Annotated in this window: 17 protein-coding genes; 7 read left to right on the plus strand and 10 right to left on the minus strand. The window is 74.2% G+C overall.

Going from position 1 to position 17,818, the window contains the following annotated elements; genetic code table 11:
* Genes rdgB through ACIQLL_RS06375 form a run of 7 tightly spaced genes read right to left on the minus strand, consistent with a single transcriptional unit; the run spans position 1 to position 6,291 of the window.
* Positions 1–669 (minus strand): RdgB/HAM1 family non-canonical purine NTP pyrophosphatase, encoded by a 669-nt coding sequence (gene rdgB / locus ACIQLL_RS06345; RefSeq protein WP_402464644.1) that lies wholly within the window; start codon positions 667–669, stop codon positions 1–3.
* Entirely contained in the window at positions 666–1,436 is a 771-nt protein-coding gene (gene rph, locus ACIQLL_RS06350) for a ribonuclease PH (protein ID WP_402464448.1), read from the minus strand. Before rph ends, rdgB begins: the two co-directional genes overlap by 4 nt.
* Positions 1,437–1,487: 51 nt before the next feature.
* Positions 1,488–2,318, minus strand: coding sequence for a LytR/AlgR family response regulator transcription factor (locus tag ACIQLL_RS06355; protein WP_402464450.1), 831 nt, complete (start codon positions 2,316–2,318; stop codon positions 1,488–1,490).
* A gap of 5 nt (positions 2,319–2,323) precedes the next feature.
* Positions 2,324–3,658 carry a sensor histidine kinase gene (locus ACIQLL_RS06360; protein ID WP_402464452.1) on the minus strand — a complete coding sequence of 445 codons (1,335 nt, stop codon included), beginning with the start codon at positions 3,656–3,658 and terminating at the stop codon, positions 2,324–2,326.
* Complete coding sequence (locus ACIQLL_RS06365) at positions 3,645–5,345, minus strand: sodium/solute symporter (protein WP_402464454.1); 1,701 nt, start codon at positions 5,343–5,345, stop codon at positions 3,645–3,647. Before ACIQLL_RS06365 ends, ACIQLL_RS06360 begins: the two co-directional genes overlap by 14 nt.
* Positions 5,342–5,767, minus strand: coding sequence for a hypothetical protein (locus tag ACIQLL_RS06370; protein ID WP_402464455.1), 426 nt, complete (start codon positions 5,765–5,767; stop codon positions 5,342–5,344). The genes ACIQLL_RS06365 and ACIQLL_RS06370 overlap by 4 nt, the downstream gene beginning before the upstream one ends.
* A gap of 59 nt (positions 5,768–5,826) precedes the next feature.
* Positions 5,827–6,291 carry a hypothetical protein gene (locus ACIQLL_RS06375; protein WP_402464457.1) on the minus strand — a complete coding sequence of 155 codons (465 nt, stop codon included), beginning with the start codon at positions 6,289–6,291 and terminating at the stop codon, positions 5,827–5,829.
* A 298-nt stretch (positions 6,292–6,589) separates the two neighbouring features.
* Between ACIQLL_RS06375 and ACIQLL_RS06380 the strand changes: the two genes are divergently transcribed.
* Complete coding sequence (locus tag ACIQLL_RS06380) at positions 6,590–6,916, plus strand: DUF4212 domain-containing protein (RefSeq protein ID WP_402464459.1); 327 nt, start codon at positions 6,590–6,592, stop codon at positions 6,914–6,916.
* Positions 6,913–8,592, plus strand: coding sequence for a sodium:solute symporter family protein (locus ACIQLL_RS06385; protein ID WP_402464461.1), 1,680 nt, complete (start codon positions 6,913–6,915; stop codon positions 8,590–8,592). The genes ACIQLL_RS06380 and ACIQLL_RS06385 overlap by 4 nt, the downstream gene beginning before the upstream one ends.
* Positions 8,593–8,643: 51 nt before the next feature.
* On the opposite strand, the gene hpxO is transcribed toward ACIQLL_RS06385, so the two are convergent.
* Genes hpxO through uraD form a run of 3 tightly spaced genes read right to left on the minus strand, consistent with a single transcriptional unit; the run spans position 8,644 to position 10,720 of the window.
* Complete coding sequence (gene hpxO, locus ACIQLL_RS06390; RefSeq protein WP_402464463.1) at positions 8,644–9,837, minus strand: FAD-dependent urate hydroxylase HpxO; 1,194 nt, start codon at positions 9,835–9,837, stop codon at positions 8,644–8,646.
* Between the two features lie 5 nt (positions 9,838–9,842).
* Complete coding sequence (gene uraH, locus ACIQLL_RS06395) at positions 9,843–10,178, minus strand: hydroxyisourate hydrolase (protein WP_402464465.1); 336 nt, start codon at positions 10,176–10,178, stop codon at positions 9,843–9,845.
* A complete protein-coding gene (uraD, locus tag ACIQLL_RS06400; protein WP_402464467.1) occupies positions 10,175–10,720 on the minus strand; it encodes a 2-oxo-4-hydroxy-4-carboxy-5-ureidoimidazoline decarboxylase in 546 nt (181 codons plus the stop codon). Before uraD ends, uraH begins: the two co-directional genes overlap by 4 nt.
* Positions 10,721–11,034: 314 nt before the next feature.
* Here uraD and allB point away from each other — a divergent pair, with 314 nt between their 5' ends.
* Genes allB through ACIQLL_RS06425 form a run of 5 tightly spaced genes read left to right on the plus strand, consistent with a single transcriptional unit; the run spans position 11,035 to position 17,762 of the window.
* Positions 11,035–12,429: an allantoinase AllB gene (gene allB / locus ACIQLL_RS06405; RefSeq protein WP_402464469.1), complete on the plus strand. Its 1,395-nt coding sequence runs from the start codon at positions 11,035–11,037 to the stop codon at positions 12,427–12,429.
* 20 nt (positions 12,430–12,449) lie between these two features.
* Positions 12,450–13,592, plus strand: coding sequence for an acetamidase/formamidase family protein (locus tag ACIQLL_RS06410; protein ID WP_402464471.1), 1,143 nt, complete (start codon positions 12,450–12,452; stop codon positions 13,590–13,592).
* Complete coding sequence (locus ACIQLL_RS06415) at positions 13,589–15,220, plus strand: AtzH-like domain-containing protein (protein WP_402464473.1); 1,632 nt, start codon at positions 13,589–13,591, stop codon at positions 15,218–15,220. The genes ACIQLL_RS06410 and ACIQLL_RS06415 overlap by 4 nt, the downstream gene beginning before the upstream one ends.
* Positions 15,217–16,449: a pyridoxal-phosphate-dependent aminotransferase family protein gene (locus ACIQLL_RS06420; RefSeq protein WP_402464475.1), complete on the plus strand. Its 1,233-nt coding sequence runs from the start codon at positions 15,217–15,219 to the stop codon at positions 16,447–16,449. Before ACIQLL_RS06415 ends, ACIQLL_RS06420 begins: the two co-directional genes overlap by 4 nt.
* Positions 16,449–17,762 (plus strand): Zn-dependent hydrolase, encoded by a 1,314-nt coding sequence (locus tag ACIQLL_RS06425; protein WP_402464476.1) that lies wholly within the window; start codon positions 16,449–16,451, stop codon positions 17,760–17,762. Before ACIQLL_RS06420 ends, ACIQLL_RS06425 begins: the two co-directional genes overlap by 1 nt.
* Positions 17,763–17,818 lie beyond the last annotated feature (56 nt).

Consider the following 17,818-nt stretch of genomic DNA (forward strand, 5'->3'; position numbering starts at 1 on the left):
TCAGAGCGCGGCGGAGATCGCCGGCGCCAACGCCCGGAAGGCCTTGCCCCGGTGGCTGATCGCGTTCTTCTCGGCCGGGGACAGCTCGGCCGACGTCCGCGTCCCGGCGCTGCCGTCCGGTGCCGGCGCCTGCTCGGCCGGGACGAGGATCGGGTCGTAGCCGAACCCGTTCTCTCCCCGCGGCTCCGCGACGAGCACCCCGGGCATCTCACCCAGGGTCACCTCCTCGCGCCCGTCGGGCGTCACCAGCGCGGCCGCGCAGACGAACGCCGCGCCCCGGTGCTGCGGGCGCACGTCCCCGAGCTGGGCGAGCAGCAGCCCGAGGTTGGCGACGTCGTCACCGTGCCGACCCGCCCAGCGGGCCGAGAAGATCCCCGGCGCCCCGCCCAGGACGTCCACGCTGAGCCCCGAGTCGTCGGCCACGGCGGGCAGTCCCGTCGCGGCGGCCAGCGCCCGGGCCTTGATCAGCGCGTTCTCGGCGAAGGTCACGCCGTCCTCGACGGGTTCGGGCGTGCCCAGGTCGCCCGCGGTGACCACGGCGCCGTCGGCCAGACCGTCCAGGCCCGGCTGCTCGCGCAGGATCGCGAGCAGCTCGACGAGCTTCTTGCGGTTGTGCGTCGCCAGCACGAGCCGGGCGCCGGCGGGCACGACGACGGCGGGCACGCTCAGAGCTCCTCGGCCAGCGCGGCGAGCTGGACCGAGGTCAGCTCCCGCGTGCCGGCCACGGCCAGGTCGAGCAGCGCGTCGAGCTCGGCGCGGTCGAACGGCGCCCCCTCGGCCGTGCCCTGGACCTCGACGAACGCGCCCTGCCCGGTGGTGACCACGTTCATGTCGGTCTCGGCGCGCACGTCCTCGACGTACGGCAGGTCGAGCACGGGCACGCCGTCGACGATGCCGACGCTCACGGCCGCCACCGAGTCGGTGAGCACCTGCTTGCCTCCCGTGACGTGCCCGTGGCGGGCGCCCCAGGCCAGCGCGTCGGCGAGCGCCACGTAGGCCCCGGTGATGGCGGCGGTGCGGGTGCCGCCGTCGGCCTGCAGCACGTCGCAGTCCAGCACGATCGTGTTCTCGCCCAGCGCGGTCACGTCGACGACGGCGCGCAGCGCGCGCCCGATGAGCCGGGAGATCTCGTGCGTGCGCCCGCCGATCTTGCCCTTGACGGACTCGCGCTGGCTGCGCTCGTTCGTGGCGCGGGGGAGCATCGCGTACTCGGCGGTGACCCAGCCCTCGCCGGAGCCCTTCTTCCAGCGCGGGACGCCCGAGGTGAAGGAGGCGGTGCACAGCACCCGGGTCTTGCCGAACTCCACGAGCACGGAGCCCTCGGCGTTCTCGCTCCAGCCGCGGGTGATGGTCACGGGGCGGAGCTGGTCGGGGGTGCGGCCGTCGGCGCGCACGGCGACGTCGGAGGAGGTGCCTGCAGGGGTGGGCGAAGTCATGGCGCCAGACTATCGGCCGGGTGCGCCCTCGACCGAGCGGCGGCGGGCGCCCTACATCCCGAACCGGCGGCGCAGCTCGCGGGCGTGCCGCCGGGAGACCTCGACCCGTGACCGCTGCCGGTCGGACATGACGACCACCAGGGAGCCCTGGAAGTCCGGCACCAGCTCGCGCACGTGGTCGAGGTTGACCAGGTAGGACCGGTGCGCCCGGAAGAAGTGCCCGCGCAGCCGCCGCTCGAGCTCGTTGAGGGACATCGTCACCAGCAGCCGTTCGTCGGCGAGCTTGAGGTAGGAGTAGCCGCGCGCGGCGCTCGCGTAGACGATCGAGGCGCCGTCGACCAGCACGGTGCGCCCATCCTTCTGCACCGGGATGCGGACCAGGAGGTCGCCGTCGGCGGGGGGCGGGCTGCCCGCCGACGCGCTGCTCGCAGGTGGCCCCGCCGCGCGCGACGGCGGCGACGCACCGTCCTCGCCCGGGTGGTGCGCCGCCGTCGGGCCGGTCCCGCCGCCCTCCGGCACGTCGGGACCCAGCGCGCGCGCCAGGGCACGGCGCAGCCGCTCGGCGTCGAACGGCTTGAGCAGGTAGTCCGCGGCCGCGAGGTCGAACGCGTCCACGGCGTGGTCGGGGTAGGCCGTGGTGAAGATGACCTGGGGCGGGCGGGCCCGATCGCGCAGCGCTGCCGCCACGTCCAGCCCGGACCCGCCGGGCATGCGCACGTCGAGCAGCACCAGGTCGTAGTCCAGCGAGCCCAGCAGCAGCAGGGCCTCCTCGCCGTTGGTCGCCTCGCCGACCACCTGCACCTGACCGTCCTGCTCCAGCAGGAAGCGCAGCTCGGCCCGGGCCGGGGCCTCGTCGTCCACGATCAGTGCCTTGGGTCGCACAGCGGTCACCTTAGCGGGATCCGCAGGTCCACCGTGGTGCCCTTGCCCGGGGTGGAGGCCACGTCGAACGTGTAGCGATCCCCGAACAGGGCGTCCAGGCGCTGGGAGATGTTCCACAGGCCCACGCCGGTGTGCCGGGACTCGGCGGCGGGCAGCCCGGGACGCCGCCCGGCCAGCAGCCGGGCCAGCACGTCGGGCGCCATGCCGACGCCGTCGTCCGACACCCGGATGGAGGTGGTGCGGGTCAACGGGTCGACGCGCGCACGCAGGTGGATCGTGCCGCCCGCCACGGCGTCCGCGACCCCGTGCTTGACCGCGTTCTCCACCAGGGGCTGGATCACGAGCACCGGCACCCGGGAGGTGAGCACCTGCGGGTCGATGTCGTAGCGCACGCGCAGCCTGTCCCCGAACCGGGCCTGCTCCAGGGACAGGTAGGTCCGCACGAAGAAGTACTCCTGGCTGAACTCCGCGAAGTGCCCGTCCTGGCGCACCGCGTACCGGAAGAAGTCGCTCAGGCGCAGCAGGAGCTGGCGCGACTCCTCGGGGTCGGTGCGCGACTTCGAGGCGATGGTGTTGAGGATGTTGAACAGGAAGTGGGGGTTGATCTGCGCCCGCAGGGCGTCGAGCCGGGCGTCGGCGGCGAGGTGGCGCTCGCGGTCCATCTCCGCCAGCTCCAGGTGCAGGGAGAGCATGGAGGCCATGTCGTCGACCAGGACGCGTGGCGCCGGTTCGTCGTGCGTGCGGTAGACCTTCAGGGTGCCGACCACGCGGTCGGCGACGGCGAGCGGTGCGACGACGGCGGTGCGCAGCGGGCAGTCCGGCTCGGGGCAGCCGATGCCGTCGCGGGCGTGCATGACCACGGTGCGGCCCTTGTCGAGCGCGAGCCGCGAGACGCGTGTCTGCAGCGCGCCCCCGACCCGGTGGTGGTCGGCGCCCGGTCCGACGAACGCGAGCACCTGCTCGGTGTCCGTGATGGCGATCGCGTCCCCGCCCAGCAGCGGGCGCAGGAGCTGGGCGGTCCGGCGGGCGGCGTCGCGCGTCAGGCCGTTGCGCAGCGGCACGGACCGGCCCGCCGCCGCGATCGTCAGCCCCTCGCGCACACCCCGCGGGTCCCGGGGGCGGCGTCGCGGGCGCGGTGCCGGACCGCGGCGGGGTGCGACGGCGCGCGGGCCGCGCAGCGCCGAGGGGTAGCCCAGGACGACGACGGTGCTCACCACGACGCCGGCGAGGATCGTGGCCGGCGCCTCCAGCGCCGGGGTGACGAGCACCTGGGTGACCAGGTAGACCAGCCCCCAGGCGGCGGTCAGCGCCCCGGCCAGCAGCCGGCTACCCCCGTGCACGGCGGATCCAGGAGCTCGGGCCGCGGCGCCGGTGCTCGGCCACCATCAGCCGGGCGAGGCGTTCGGTGCGCCGGTCGGCCGCGGTGCCGTGCATGATCAGCCAGGACCGCTCGACGTCCCCGGGCGGCCGGGTGCGCCGCGAGACGAGCACCGCGACGGTGACGGCCACCGGCGCGGCGAGCAGGGTCGGGGTGACCAGCACCTCGCGCAGCAGCCCGCCGGAGGCGATGCTGCCGACCACGAACAGGGCCACGGCGACCACGACGCCGGTGAGCATCCCGGCCACCGCGCCGGCCGCCGTCGTGCGCCGCCACCAGATCGCCAGGATGAACACCGGGGTCAGGGCCGAGCCGGCGACGGCGAACGCCCACGTGACCATCGTGGCCACGATGGAGGGGGTGGCCGCCGCGAAGGTCTCCGGGCGCATCGCGAGCCCGAGCCCCGCCGCCGCGCAGGCGGTGGCCAGGGTCGTGACCCGTCCGGCGAGCACCGCCTGGCGCTGGGTGGCGCGCGGGTTGATGTGCCGTTCGTAGACGTCGTGCCCCCAGGAGGCGGCGGCGGCCAGGAGCAACCCCGCGATCGTGGACAGCACGGCGACGAGCGCCCCGGCGGCCACGACGCCGAGCCCGGTGTCCCCGCCGTAGATGCGTCCGAGCACGGGCAGGGCGTGCTCGGGCACCTGCAGCACGCCGTCGACGGTGAGGTCGGCCAGCCAGGGCCGGCCGGCCACGGCGCCCGGGATGAGCTCGCGAGCAGCGGTGCCGAGCATGACGGCCAGGGAGTAGAAGATGCCGGCCAGCGCGAGCACCCAGACCGTCGTGGTGCGGGCCGCCGTGCCGGTGGGGGCGGTGAAGTAGCGGTTCATGACGTGCGGCAGCCCCGCGGTCCCCATCGCGAGGGTGACGATGAGCGCGAACTGCCCCAGGCCCCCGTACCGGGCCCCGGGTTCGCCGAACACGGCGGGTTCCCCGGGACGCAGCGCGCTCTCCTCGGGGCTCAGTCCCTCGCTGCCGGCCGGGTTGTCGAGCGGGACCGAGGAGATGTGCTGGACGGCGTCGCCGTAGTGGAACCCTTCGGCGACCACGGTGGCGGCGAGCCAGATCAGCGCGCCGAGCAGCAGCAGGAACTGCACGGCCTGGGTCCACGTGGTGCCGCGCATGCCGCTGAACGCCACCAGGACGGTGACCGCCGCCGTCGAGACGACGATGCCGGTCGCGTACGGGTCGAGCCCCGCGATCCCCGACCCGACGAGCAGCTCCCAGGTGATGCCGGACCCGACGGTCTGCGGCAGCAGGTAGGACAGGATGACGAGCTGGACGACGCCGACCGCCACGAGCCGCACCGTCTCCGAGCCGAGCCGCCGGCCGAGGAAGTCCGGGATGGAGAACTCGCCGAACCGGCGCAGGGGAGCGGCGACGAAGAGCAGCACCGGGACGAACCCGGCCGCGAACCCCACGGCGTACCACGCGCCGTCGAGCCCGGTGGCGTAGACCGCCGCGGCCACGCCGAGGAACGACGCCGCCGAGAAGTAGTCGCCGCAGATCGCCCAGGCGTTGGTCGCCACGCCCACCCGGCGGCCCGCCAGGTAGAAGTCGACGGTCGAGGCACCGCGGGGACGCATCACGACCGCCACGGTCGCCACGACGGCGAGTGCGGCGGCGAGCACGACCGTGCTCGCCCCGGTCACGCGCGGCCTCCGGGCCCGGGGCCGTCGTCGAGGCGGAAGGTGTCGGTCGGGTGCGGGCCGGCGAACGGGTCGCCGCCGACCCGCCCGTCGTCGAACGACGCGTCGGCGACGGCGTCACCGAACGGGTCGTCGTCCGCCCGGGTCCCGAGCATGCGGTGCTCGACGGCGGACGACAGGCTCGCCGCGGCCACGCCCAGGACGGTGAAGAAGACGTAGAGACCGAAGGCGGCGACGAGGAACCCGGGGCTCATGCCCCCGACCAGGCGCGACCTCGACCACCAGTCGAGGGTCAGGGAGAGCACGGGGAAGGCCGCGACCGCGAGCAGGAAGACGACGAAGTAGCCGACGGCGACGCGCCGCAGCGTGCGGAAGGTGGCGTCCACCTCCGCCGGGGTGTCGCTCGCGTCGACGCCGTCGTCCATGACGGAGCACACTACGGAGCGGCGGCACCCGGGGGAAGACCCCGGTGCATCGCCGCCGGTCACGCTCCCGGGGCCGTGGCCGGGGTGCGCAGCAGACGCACCCCGGTGGCCAGCAGGACGACGGCGCCGCCGGTGACCATGACCAGCCCGATGCCCGGCATCGCCTGCCCCCACGAGCCGGTCTCACCGCTGATCTGCGCCAGGCGGACGAGCTGCCAGACCGCGACGAACCCGGCGCCGGTCCCGGCGACCAGGCTGTGGGAGATCGCGACCCAGCGGCGCGGGAGGACGGCACCGGCCACGGCGACGAACCCGGCGCACAGGGTCCACAGGCCCGGGCCGGCCGTGCCGCCGAGGTTGCCCAGAGGAGTGATCACCCAGGGCATGAGGCTGCCGACGATCACCATGAGCGCGCCGACCAGCATGCCGATGCTGCCCGGGTGCAGGACGCGGGTCCGCCGTGCCGGGGCGCGGCCACCCGCGCGGAGCAGGTTGCCGAGTGCTGAGCTCGTCGTCGAGGCCATGGACCGACTGTAGGTGCCGGTGCGCGGATCCGGGCCGGCGGGTCGGCGAGCGGCCGGGACCGTCCCGCGAGCGGTCGGTGTGCGCCGGCGAGCGGTCCCCACCGCGCCCGCCGCCGGTCGCGGGGGCGGGACGACCGTTCGCGAGACGGTCCCCGCCGTCGGACGGGCAAGCCTTGTGACCAGCGACGACGGCGCGGTTCGCTCGACCCGTACGGGTGCCGGACCGGTCCCGTGCGGCTGGTTCCGGACGTGCCCCGAGCGACGGTGCTCGGGGTGTACGCGACGAAGGGAGCGTCCGATGAGTGAGACCGCGCCAGGGAGCGCGCCAGACCCGAGTCCTCCGCCCGGAGGCAACGGCTGGCGTCAGGAGTACTGGAGGAAGAACGTCCGGCTGATGGTGGTGCTGCTGGCCATCTGGTTCCTGGTCTCGTTCGTCTGCGGGATCCTGCTGATCGAGCAGCTCAACACGATCGAGATCCTCGGCTTCCCGCTCGGGCTGTGGTTCGCGCAGCAGGGCTCCATCTACACCTTCATCATCCTGATCCTGGTGTACACGCTGCGCATGGACCGGCTCGACGACGAGTACGGCGTGGCCGAGCGTGACGACGAGGGGAAGCGGCTGTGAGCGACATCCAGATCTGGACCCTCGTCTTCGTGGGCCTGACCTTCGCGACGTACATCTACATCGCGTGGCGCAGCCGGGTGAAGGAGACCAAGGGCTTCTACGTGGCCGGCCAGGGCATCCCGGCCGTCGCCAACGGTGCGGCCGTCGCGGCGGACTGGATGTCCGCGGCGTCGTTCATCTCCATGGCGGGCCTCATCGCCTTCATGGGGTCGGACGGCTCGGTCTACCTCATGGGCTGGACGGGCGGCTACGTGCTGCTCGCCCTGCTGCTGGCGCCGTACCTGCGCAAGTGGGGCAAGTTCACCGTGCCGGAGTTCGTCGGCGACCGGTACTCCGAGTACGTCCGCCTCATCGCGGCCGTCGCGGCGATCATCGTGTCGTTCACGTACGTCGTCGGGCAGATGCGCGGCGGCGGCATCGTCTTCAGCCGGTTCCTCAACCTCTCGATCGAGGGCGGGGTGGCCGTCGCGGCCGTCATCATCTTCCTGTACGCCGTGCTCGGCGGCATGAAGGGCATCACCTGGACCCAGGTGGCGCAGTACTCGGTGATGATCGTCGCCTACCTCATCCCGGCGTGGACCATCGCGCAGAAGGTGACCGGCTTCCCGGTCCCGCAGGTCACGTTCGGCCAGATCCTGGCCGAGCTGGACGCCCTGAGCGAGCAGTTCGGGCTCTCGGCCTACACCGAGGCGTTCGCGGTCCGCCCGCAGCTCGACGTGTTCCTGGTGACCATGTCGCTGATGATCGGTACGGCGGGCCTGCCGCACGTCATCATCCGCTTCTACACGACCCGCACGGTGCGCGGGGCGCGATTCTCCGCGTTCTGGGCGCTGATCTTCATCGGCCTGCTGTACACGACGGCACCCGCCGTCGGGGCGTTCACCAAGCTGAACCTCATGCAGTCGGTCGACGGCGTGGCGGTCGCCTCGCTGCCCGCCTGGGTGAACAACTGGGCCGCCACCGGTCTGGTGACGGTCAGCGAGTCCGCCCAGACGATCACCTCGCTCAGCAACGACCCGGAGTCCGGGGCGGACCTCATCGTCAACAACGACATCCTCGTGCTGGCGACCCCCGAGATCGCCGGCCTGCCGGCGCCGATCGTGGGGCTGGTGGCCGCAGGAGGTCTGGCCGCGGCGATGTCGACGGCGGCGGGTCTGCTGCTGGTCATCTCCTCCTCGGTCTCCCACGACCTGTACTTCCGGGTCGTCAAGAAGGAGGCCTCGGAGTCGCAGCGGCTGCTCGTCGGCCGCATCGCGATGGGGCTGGCCGTGGTCGTGGCGATCTACGGCGGCATCAACCCGCCCGCGTACGTCGCCCAGGTGGTCGCGTTCGCCTTCGGGTTGGCGGCCTCGACGTTCTTCCCGATCCTCGTGCTGGGGATCTTCTGGAAACGCGCCAACGCGGTCGGTGCGGCGTCGGGAATGATCGCCGGCCTGGCGTTCACCGGGACGTACATGATCTACACGCTCGACGTGTTCGGCACGTCTGCGCACGAGTTCATCTGGGGGATCTCGCCGGAGGGTATCGGTGCGCTGGGCGCCCTGGTGAACCTGATCGTCACGATCGTGGTGTCGAACCTGACGAGGCCGCCGACGGAGCACGTCCAGGAGATGGTCGAGCAGCTGCGCTACCCGGCGCAGCGTCAGGTGGCCGTGAAGGAGGCCGACGCCGAGTAGCGCTACTGACGGGTGGCGGCGCACTCCGGGTGAGGAGAGCGCCGCCACCCGTCAGAGCGTCCCGACGCCGAGGTTCACGGGGCTGCCGGTGATGTTGCCGACGATGCCCCGGATGATCCCGCTGCCGTCGGCGCCGCGCAGGCTGTCGTACCAGGCGGCGGTCCTCGCGGCGTCGTACCCGTGCGTCTCGTCGCCGCGGGCCCGGGCGCGCAGCACCAGCTCGCCGGCCCGCTCGCTGCGGGCGGCGGCGTACCGTCGCAGCGAGTCCTCGACGCTCACGGTGTTCGTGGCGAGGCTGATGGCGAGCGCGAACGTGTCCTCCAGCGCCAGGCAGGCGCCCTGGCCGATGTCGGGTGCGGTGTTGTGCGCGGCGTCGCCGAGGAGCGCCACCCGGCCGCGGGTCCACGTGTGGAACGGGTCGATGTCCCAGATCTCCACCCGGTTGAGCGACCGCTGCGGGTCGATCGCCGCCAGCAGCGCCTGGACCCCGGGCGCCCAGCCGGCGAACGCCTCCTCCAGGGGGGCCGTGCCGTCGGTGGGCCCGTACGGCAGCCCGGCGGGCTGCGGCACGTCGAACCAGAAGTAGAAGCGGCCGTCGGCCACGGGCATGACGGCGGCGCGCTTGCCCTCGGCGACGTACGTCGTCCACTGGTTCTTCGGCCCGACGGCGGTGTCCGCGGCGATCAGCCCGTTGAAGTTGGTGTAGCCCGAGTAGGTGCGCTCGATGCGTGGTCCGTCCTCGTCCGCCCCGGTGACGTGGTCCCGGGTGATCGAGCGGGCGCCGTCGGCCCCGAGCAGGAGGTCGGCGGTGTCGGTGGACCCGTCGGCGAAGGTCGCGGTGACCTGCTCGCCGTCGTCGGCCACGGCGACCATCTGCTTGCCGAGGTGGATGTTCGCCGTGCCGAACGTCTCCATGAGCAGGCGCTGCAGGTCGGCCCGGGCCACCGGATAGGGCCGCTGCCCGGTGGCCGCGGTGACGGGTGCCAGGCTGAACCGGCACATCTCGGCACCGGTGTGCCCGTCGAGGTAGGCCATGTCCTCCATGGCGCCGCCGAGCGCGGCGACCTGCTCGCCGAGGCCGAGCCAGTTGAGGACCTTGACCCCGTTGGACCACAGGGACAACGCGGCGCCCACCGGCTTGTTCTCGCGCATGCGGTCGTAGACGACGACGTCGTGCCCCAGCCGTTGCAGGGCGATCGCGGCGCTCGTCCCGCCGACGCCCGCACCGATGACGATGATCCGCACGGCGATCAGCTCCCGCGGTAGGTCGAGTAGGCGAACGGGCTCAGCAGGAGCGGCACGTGGTGATGAGGGCTCGTGCCGTCGTCGGCGACCTCGACGACGAAGGTCACCGTGACCACGGGGTAGAAGGTCTCCGTGCCCTGCGCGGCGAAGTAAGCCCCGGTGGCGAAGGTCAGGGTGTACCGCCCGGCCGGCAGCAGGTCGGGGCCCAGGGCCGCGCGGCCGTCGTCGTCGGTGGTGCCGGTGGCCATGGACGCGCCGCCGGCGTCCGTCAGCTCGACGGCGACGCCCGTCGCCGGGACCCCGGCGGTGGTGTCCAGCACGTGGGTCGTCAGATGGCTCATGGGGCCGTCCCCTTCGTCGTCGCCGTCACGTCGCCGTCGTCCGCGTCGTCCGTGACCGTGTCCCGCAGGCGCAGGAGCGCGATCTGGGCGAGCTGCTCGCAGGCCTCGGCGGTCTCGGTGTCCTCGTCGTGGCCCAGGCGGCGCTCGAGCTCGGCGAGCATCTCGACCGGCGAGCGTCCGGCGGCCCGGACGAGGAAGACGCGCCCGAAGCGCTCCTCGTAGGTGCGGTTGCCGGCCGCGATGCGCGCCGCGACGGCGTCGTCGGCTGCTGCCATGCTCGCCTGCTCGCGGCGCGAGGCGGCGGCCTCCGGCCCGGTGCCCGTCGGCCGGTCGCCGATCCGGGGGTGGTGGGCCAGCGCCGCGTCGAGCTCGGCCCGGCCCCACCGGGCCGCCAGCTGCGCGGCCCGCTCCGTCAGCACGGACGTGGACCGGTAGGGCCGCCCGGCGACCAGGGCGTCGACCCAGGTCGGCACGGCGGCCCACACGGTCACGACCGACCGGGCCGACGGCGGGTCGAGGGTGTCGAAGTGATCGATGTGCACGGGGCTCCTCTCGTCCGGCGAACGTACGTCGCCGAGGCTGCGCGGTCGTTTCGGGAGGATGACGACGGCGTGACCGCGTCGGTCCCCTGCGGTGCGGCGCGTCCGCTGCGCCGGTCCGTGCACCCCGTCGGAGCGACCTCGCCGTCGAGGTGTTACCCGGACGAAACCCGCTCGATGGTGTTAAGCAATAACTTGACGGCACGATGGCCCGGAGCCGGGCGCGGGAGGCGTCCCGGTGGTCTCGTCGCAACCGTCAGGAGTACGCCCATGGCAGTGAACCCGGCCGACGGCACGTCCGTCACGGGAGGAGCCCCATGACCCGGCGGTCGGTTCTCCGGGCCGGCAGTGCATTCGTCGACGGTTCCTTCCGACCGGCGGCCGTCGTCGTCGAGGACGGCCGCATCGCCGCCGTCGTCGGCCGGGACGATCCCGTGCCCGACGCCGAGGAGATCGCGGTGGCCGACGACGCGGTGCTGCTGCCCGGCCTGGTCGACTCGCACGTCCACGTCAACGAACCCGGCCGGACCGAGTGGGAGGGGTTCGCCTCGGCCACGGCCGCCGCGGCCGCCGGCGGCGTCACCACCATCGTCGACATGCCGCTGAACTCCCTGCCGCCCACGACGACGCCCGAGGCGCTGGCGGTCAAGCAGACGGCGGCCGCCGGCTCGACGCACGTGGACGTCGGCTTCTGGGGCGGGGCCGTCCCGGAGAACCTCGGTGCGCTGGACGGGCTGCACGACGCCGGGGTGTACGGGTTCAAGTGCTTCCTGTCGCCGTCCGGGGTCGACGAGTTCGGGTACCTCGACCCGGTGCGGCTCGAGGCGGCGATGCAGGAGGTCGCGCGGCTGGGTTCCCGGCTGATCGTGCACGCCGAGGACCCGGAGCTGATCCACGCCGACGGCGCGCTCGGGCGGCGGTACGAGGCGTTCCTGCGCTCGCGGCCACCGGCGAGCGAGGCGTCCGCGGTCCGGGCGGTCGTCGAGGCCGCCCGGCGCACGGGGGCCCGCGCGCACGTCGTGCACCTCAGCGACGGCGGGTCCCTGCCGGTGATCCGGGCCGCCCGGGCCGACGGCGTCGACCTGACCGTCGAGACCTGCCCGCACTACCTGACGATCACGGCCGAGGAGATCCCCGACGGGGCCGCGGAGTTCAAGTGCTGTCCGCCGATCCGCGGCGCGGCGAACCGTGACCTGCTGTGGGAGGGGCTCCTGGACGGGACGATCGACGCCGTCGTCAGCGACCACTCGCCCTCCACGGTCGACCTCAAGCGATCCGGCGACGGCGACTTCGGGCTGGCGTGGGGCGGCATCGCCGGCCTGCAGGTCGGGCTGTCGGCGGTGTGGACCGAGGCGCGCTCCCGCGGTGTGGCGCTGGAGACACTCGTCCCCCTGTTCACCACGGGGCCGGCCGCCGTCGCCGGTCTCGAGGGCCTCGGCGTCATCGCACCCGGCGCGGACGCGCACCTGGTCGAGCTCGGCGTCGACGACCCGTTCCCGGTCGACGCGCGTGCGCTGCTGCACAAGAATCCGATCACGGCCTACGACCACCGCACCCTGAAGGGCCGGGTGCGCCGGACCTGGCTGCGCGGCGACGTCGTGCACGACACGACCGGTGCTGCTCCGGACGCGGCCGCACGCCCACCGGCCGGCCGGCTGCTGTCCGCACCGACGGGTGCCCGGCCGGCCGCCGCGACGGGCGGCCGCCCGTGACCACCGCACCGGAGGAGACCATGCGAACGTCCGTGCCGATCCTGCAGCCGGGGCACGGCGACCTGCCCGGCGACCACTACCTCGGCGCCGGTCCCGGCACGGTGCTGTGGGGCAGGCTGCCGTGCCGCACCGACCCGGCGGTCCTCACCGTCGACGACGGCGCGTCCGTCACGGTCGACACGGTCAGCCACGAGGGCCTGCTCGAGGACCAGGGCAAGGACCCGGTCGCCTACTTCACCGGCCACGGGGTGCCGCGCGAGGAGATCCTCGACGACGCCGTCGCCATCGCCGCGCAGCTCGCGCACGCGCCCGACGTCGACGGCCCGCACGTCGTCACCGGGCCCGTCCGGGTCACGGGCGCCGCCCCCGGCGACCTGCTGCGGATCACCGTCGAGAGGCTGGTGCCGCGCGTGCCCTACGGCGTCATCTCCAACCGGCACGGCAAGGGTGCCCTGGCGGGCGAGCTGCCCCGCACCGAGGGCAACGTCAGCGTCTTCTGCCCCGTGGCCGAGCGGGACGGCGGGCTCGTCGGCACGCTCCCGGTCGCCGAGGGCGGTCCGCGGGCCGTCGAGTTCCCGCTGGCGCCGTTCCTGGGGACCATGGGCGTGGCCGTGGCCGACGACGAGCGCCCGCACTCGGTGCCGCCCGGACCGCACGGCGGCAACATCGACATCAACCTGCTCACCGAGGGCTCGGAGCTCTACCTGCCCGTCCAGGTCGACGGCGCGCTCGTCTACGTCGGCGACCCCCACTTCGCCCAGGGGGACGGGGAGGTGGCGCTCACCGCGCTCGAGGCGTCCCTGCGCGCCACGCTGCGGTTCGACGTCGTGCCCCGTGCGGAGGCGCTCGCCGCGTTCGGCGAGGTGTCCGGGCCTCTGGTGCGGGCCGGCGGCTACCTGGTGCCCACGGGGCTCGACCCCGACCTCGGCGAGGCGATGCGCCGGGCCGTGCGTGCCGCCATCGCGTTGCTGCGGGCCCGGTGGGGGCTGGACGAGCACCTCGCCTACGCCTACCTGAGCGCGGCGACCGACTTCGACATCTCCCAGGTGGTGGACGTCGTCTGCGGCGTCCACGCCCGTGTCCGCGAGGCCGACTTCGCCCGGGTGCCCACGGCGGGCCGCGTGCCGCCCGGTGGCACGACGGCGGACGGGAGCGCGGGATGAGCGCCGTCCAGGGTGCCGACGCGGTGCCGCCCGACCTGCTCGAGGCGTTCACACGCTACGAGGCCGCGATCGTCGCGAACGACCTCGACACCCTCGACGCGTCGTTCGCACCGGGGGAGTCGACGCTGCGCGGCGACGCCGCCGGGCTGCTGGTCGGCCACGAGGCGATCTCGGCGTTCCGCGGCACCCGCGGTGGCGTCCCGCCGCGCCGGATCGAACGGATCGAGCACCGCGAGCTCGGCCCCGACGTCGCCCTGCTGGTCTCCGTCTCGCGCTACGCGACCGGCGGCACCGGCCTGCAGACCCAGGTGTGGCAGCGCCTCGGGGGCACCTGGCTCATCACCGCGGCCCACGTGACGCCGCGGCCGGCCGCGCTCGACCGGTCGATCTGGCGGACCGTCGGCACGCCGTTCCTCCAGGGTGCCTGGGAGGGCCCGCTGGCGGGCCTCACGGTGGCGGTCAAGGACCTGTTCGCGATCCAGGGCTACCGCATCGGCGCCGGCAACCCGACCTACCTGGACGGGGCCCGCCGCGAGTCGTCCACCGCGCCCGCGGTCTCGGACCTGCTGCGGGGCGGGGCGTCCCTGCGCGGCATCGCCCGGACGGACGAGCTGGCCTATTCCATCGCCGGCGACAACGCCCACTACGGCACCCCACCCAACGGCGCGCTGCCCGGCGCGCTGCCGGGAGGTTCGTCGAGCGGGCCGGCGTCGGCCGTGGCCACCGGGCAGGCCGAGGTGGCGCTCGCGACCGACACCGCCGGGTCGGTCCGGGTGCCCGCCTCGTACCAGGGGCTGTGGGGTCTGCGCACGACGCACGGCCTGGTGCCCCGGCAGGGGATGCTGCCGCTGGCCCAGTCGTTCGACACGGTGGGGTGGCTCACCCGCGACGGCGACACGCTCCAGCGGGTGGCCGACTGGTGCCTGAGCTACGACGGCTCGGAGTCCACCGAGAGCGTCTACGGCGAGTCCGGGCGCGACCTGCCCTGGCGGTTCGCCGTGCCCTCCGAGCTGCTCGCCGTGGTCGAGCCCGACACCCGGGAGGCGTTCGACGGGTTCCTGGCGGCGCTCGCAGCCCGTCCCGACGCCCCCCGGGTCGACCAGGTCTCGATCGGCGACCCCGAGGAGATCCTGGCGGCGTTCCGCACCGTCCAGGGCGCCGAGGCCTGGCGCAACGACGGGGCGTGGGTCCAGGAGCACCCCGGTGCCCTGGGTCCCGCGGTCGCGGCACGGTTCCGGGCCGCGGCGCGGGTGACGGCGCAGGACGAGGCTGCGGCACGGTCCGCCCTGGCCCCGCTGGGTGAGCGGGTGCGGGGGCTCGTCGCCGACGCCGTGCTGCTCCTGCCCACCGTCCCCGGACCGGCGCCGCTGCGGACCAGCGGCGGCGAACGGGTCGACGCCGTACGGACCGCCACGCTGCAGCTCACCGCCCCGGCCGCCGTCGCGGGGCTGCCCGCCCTGTCGGCGCCCCTGCTCACCGTCGGCTCGCTGCTCGGCCCCGCGCCCGTCGGCGTGTGCCTGGTGGCCCGCGCCGACACCGACATCGCTCTCGTCCGCCTGGCGCGCCGGCTCGCCCGCGTCGCCGACCCGGACCACGCCGCCGCCCCGACCGGAGGAACGACCGCATGACCGGCACCACCCTGCCCGGACCGATCGACCCGCCCGCCCGCCTGCTCATGGGCCCCGGCCCCGTCTCGGCCTACCCGAGCGTGCTGCGCGCGATGTCGGCGCCGCTGGTGGGCCAGTACGACCCGTTCATGACCACCTCGATGGCCGAGACCCAGGAGCTCTACCGGCAGGTCTGGGGGACGGTGAACGAGGCCACGGTGCTGATCGACGGCACGTCGCGCGCCGGGATCGAGGCCGCGATCCTCTCGCTCGTGCGTCCGGGGGAACGCGTGCTCGTACCGGTGTTCGGCCGGTTCGGGCTGCTGCTCGCCGAGATCGCCGAGCGGGCGATGGCCGAGGTGCACACGATCGAGGTGCCGTGGGGGCAGGTGGTCCCGGTCTCGCTGATCGAGCAGGCGATCCGGAGGGTACGGCCCACCCTGCTCGCTCTGGTGCAGGGGGACACGTCGACCACGATGAACCAGCCCCTGGAGGAGGTCGGGGCGCTCTGCGAGAAGCACGGGGTGCTGTTCTACGCCGACGCCACCGCCTCGCTCGGGGGGAACGCGTTCGAGGCCGACGCCTGGGGGCTCGACGCCGCCACCGCGGGCCTGCAGAAGTGCCTCGGCGGGCCGTCCGGCTCGGCGCCGCTCACGCTCTCGGAGCGCGCCGTGGAGGTGGTGCGCTCCCGCCGGCGGGTCGAGGCCGGCATCCGTGAGCCTGACGACCCCGATGCCAGCGACTTCGTGCGCTCGAACTACTTCGACCTCGGCATGATTCTCGACTACTGGGGGCCGCGGCGGCTCAACCACCACACCGAGGCCACCTCGATGCTGTACGCGGCGCGCGAGTGCGCGCGCGTGATCCTGGCCGAGGGGCGCGACGCCGTCGTCGAGCGGCACCGCCTGGCCGGCGACGCCATGCTCGCCGGCGTGCGAGGGCTGGGGCTGGAGGTGTTCGGCGACGTCGCCCACAAGATGCACAACGTGGTCGCCGTGGAGATCCCCGACGGCGTGCCCGGTGACGCCGCGCGCGCCGCGCTGCTGACGGACTTCGGCATCGAGATCGGCACGTCGTTCGGCCCGTTGCACGGGCGGGTGTGGCGCATCGGGACCATGGGATACAACGCCCGCCAGGACGCCGTGCTGACCACGCTGGCCGCCCTCGAGGCGGTCCTGCGCCGGTTCGGCTGCGCCGTCCCGCCCGGGGGTGGGACCGAGGCCGCCGCCGACGTCTACCGGGGCGCCTGATGGCGCTGCTGCAGACGGACCCCGGGGCGGTGGCCGCGGCGGCACGGCGCGTGATGGCCCGCTGCGACGAGCTCGCCCGGGTCAGCGCCGCCGAGAGCGGTATCGAGCGCGTCTACCTGTCACCGGAGCACGCCCGCGTGAACCGGCTCGCGGCGCAGTGGATGCGCGAGACGGGGATGAGCACCCGCACCGACGCGGCCGGCAACCAGATCGGTCGGCTCGAGCGGACGACGGCGTCCGGCACTCCCGACCTCGACGCGCCCGCGCTGGTCATCGGATCCCACCTCGACACCGTGCCGGACGCGGGTCGCTACGACGGGATCGTCGGCGTCCTCATGGGGCTCGAGGTGGTGCGGATGCTGCGTGTGCCGGCGCCCGACGGCGACGGGTGGCGTGCCCCGCTGCCCTTCGCGCTCGAGGTGGTGGCGTTCTCGGACGAGGAGGGCACCCGGTTCGGCAAGGCGTTGCTGGGCTCGTCCGCCGTCGCCGGGACGTGGGACCCCGACTGGTGGTCGTTGGCGGACGGCGACGGCGTCACCCTGCGCGAGGCGTTCGTCGAGTTCGGGCTCGACCCCGGACGTATCGGGGAGGCGGCACGCCGCCCCGAGGAGCTGGCGGGCTATCTCGAGGCGCACATCGAACAGGGACCCGAGCTCGACGAGCGGGGCGAGTCCCTCGCCGTCGTGTCCTCGATCGCGTCGGCCCGGCGGTTCCAGCTCGTCGTGGAGGGCGAGGCGCGGCACGCCGGCGGCACCCCGTACGAGCGGCGGCGTGACGCGCTGCTCGGTGCCAGCGAGGCGGCGCTCGCGGTCGAGCGTCTCTGCCGGGCCGAGCACCACATGATCGGTACCGTCGGTCGGCTCGAGACCTACCCCGGCGCGGTGAACGTGGTCCCCGGCGAGGCCCACCTCAGCCTGGACCTGCGCGGCGAGCTGGACGGTGAGCGGGACCGGGTGTGGGGTGCGATCGAGCGGGAGCTCGACGTGATCATGGGACGCCGGGGGCTGCGCTGGCACTCCCGCGAGGTGCACTCGGCCCCGGCCGTCTTCTGCGCGCCGCTGCTGCAGGACGTCGTGCGGGCGGGCATCGTCTCGACGCTCGACCGCGGCGTCGACGACCCGGCCACGATCTTCAGCCGGGCGGGCCACGACGCGATGGCGATCGGGTCCGTGACGGACGTCGGCATGCTGTTCCTGCGCAATCCCGACGGCGTCAGTCACCACCCCGACGAGGACGTCTCCGCCGGTGACGTGGCCGTCGGGACCCGGGCGCTGGCGGAGTCGGTGCTGCAGCTCGCGGCCGACAGAGGCTGAGCGGCTCGCCGTCCCGAGGCCCGACGCCGGCCGGGCACCGTGCGTGGTGCCCGGCC

Source organism: Isoptericola aurantiacus, assembly GCF_044769875.1.
In the GTDB taxonomy this organism is placed as follows: domain Bacteria; phylum Actinomycetota; class Actinomycetes; order Actinomycetales; family Cellulomonadaceae; genus Isoptericola; species Isoptericola aurantiacus.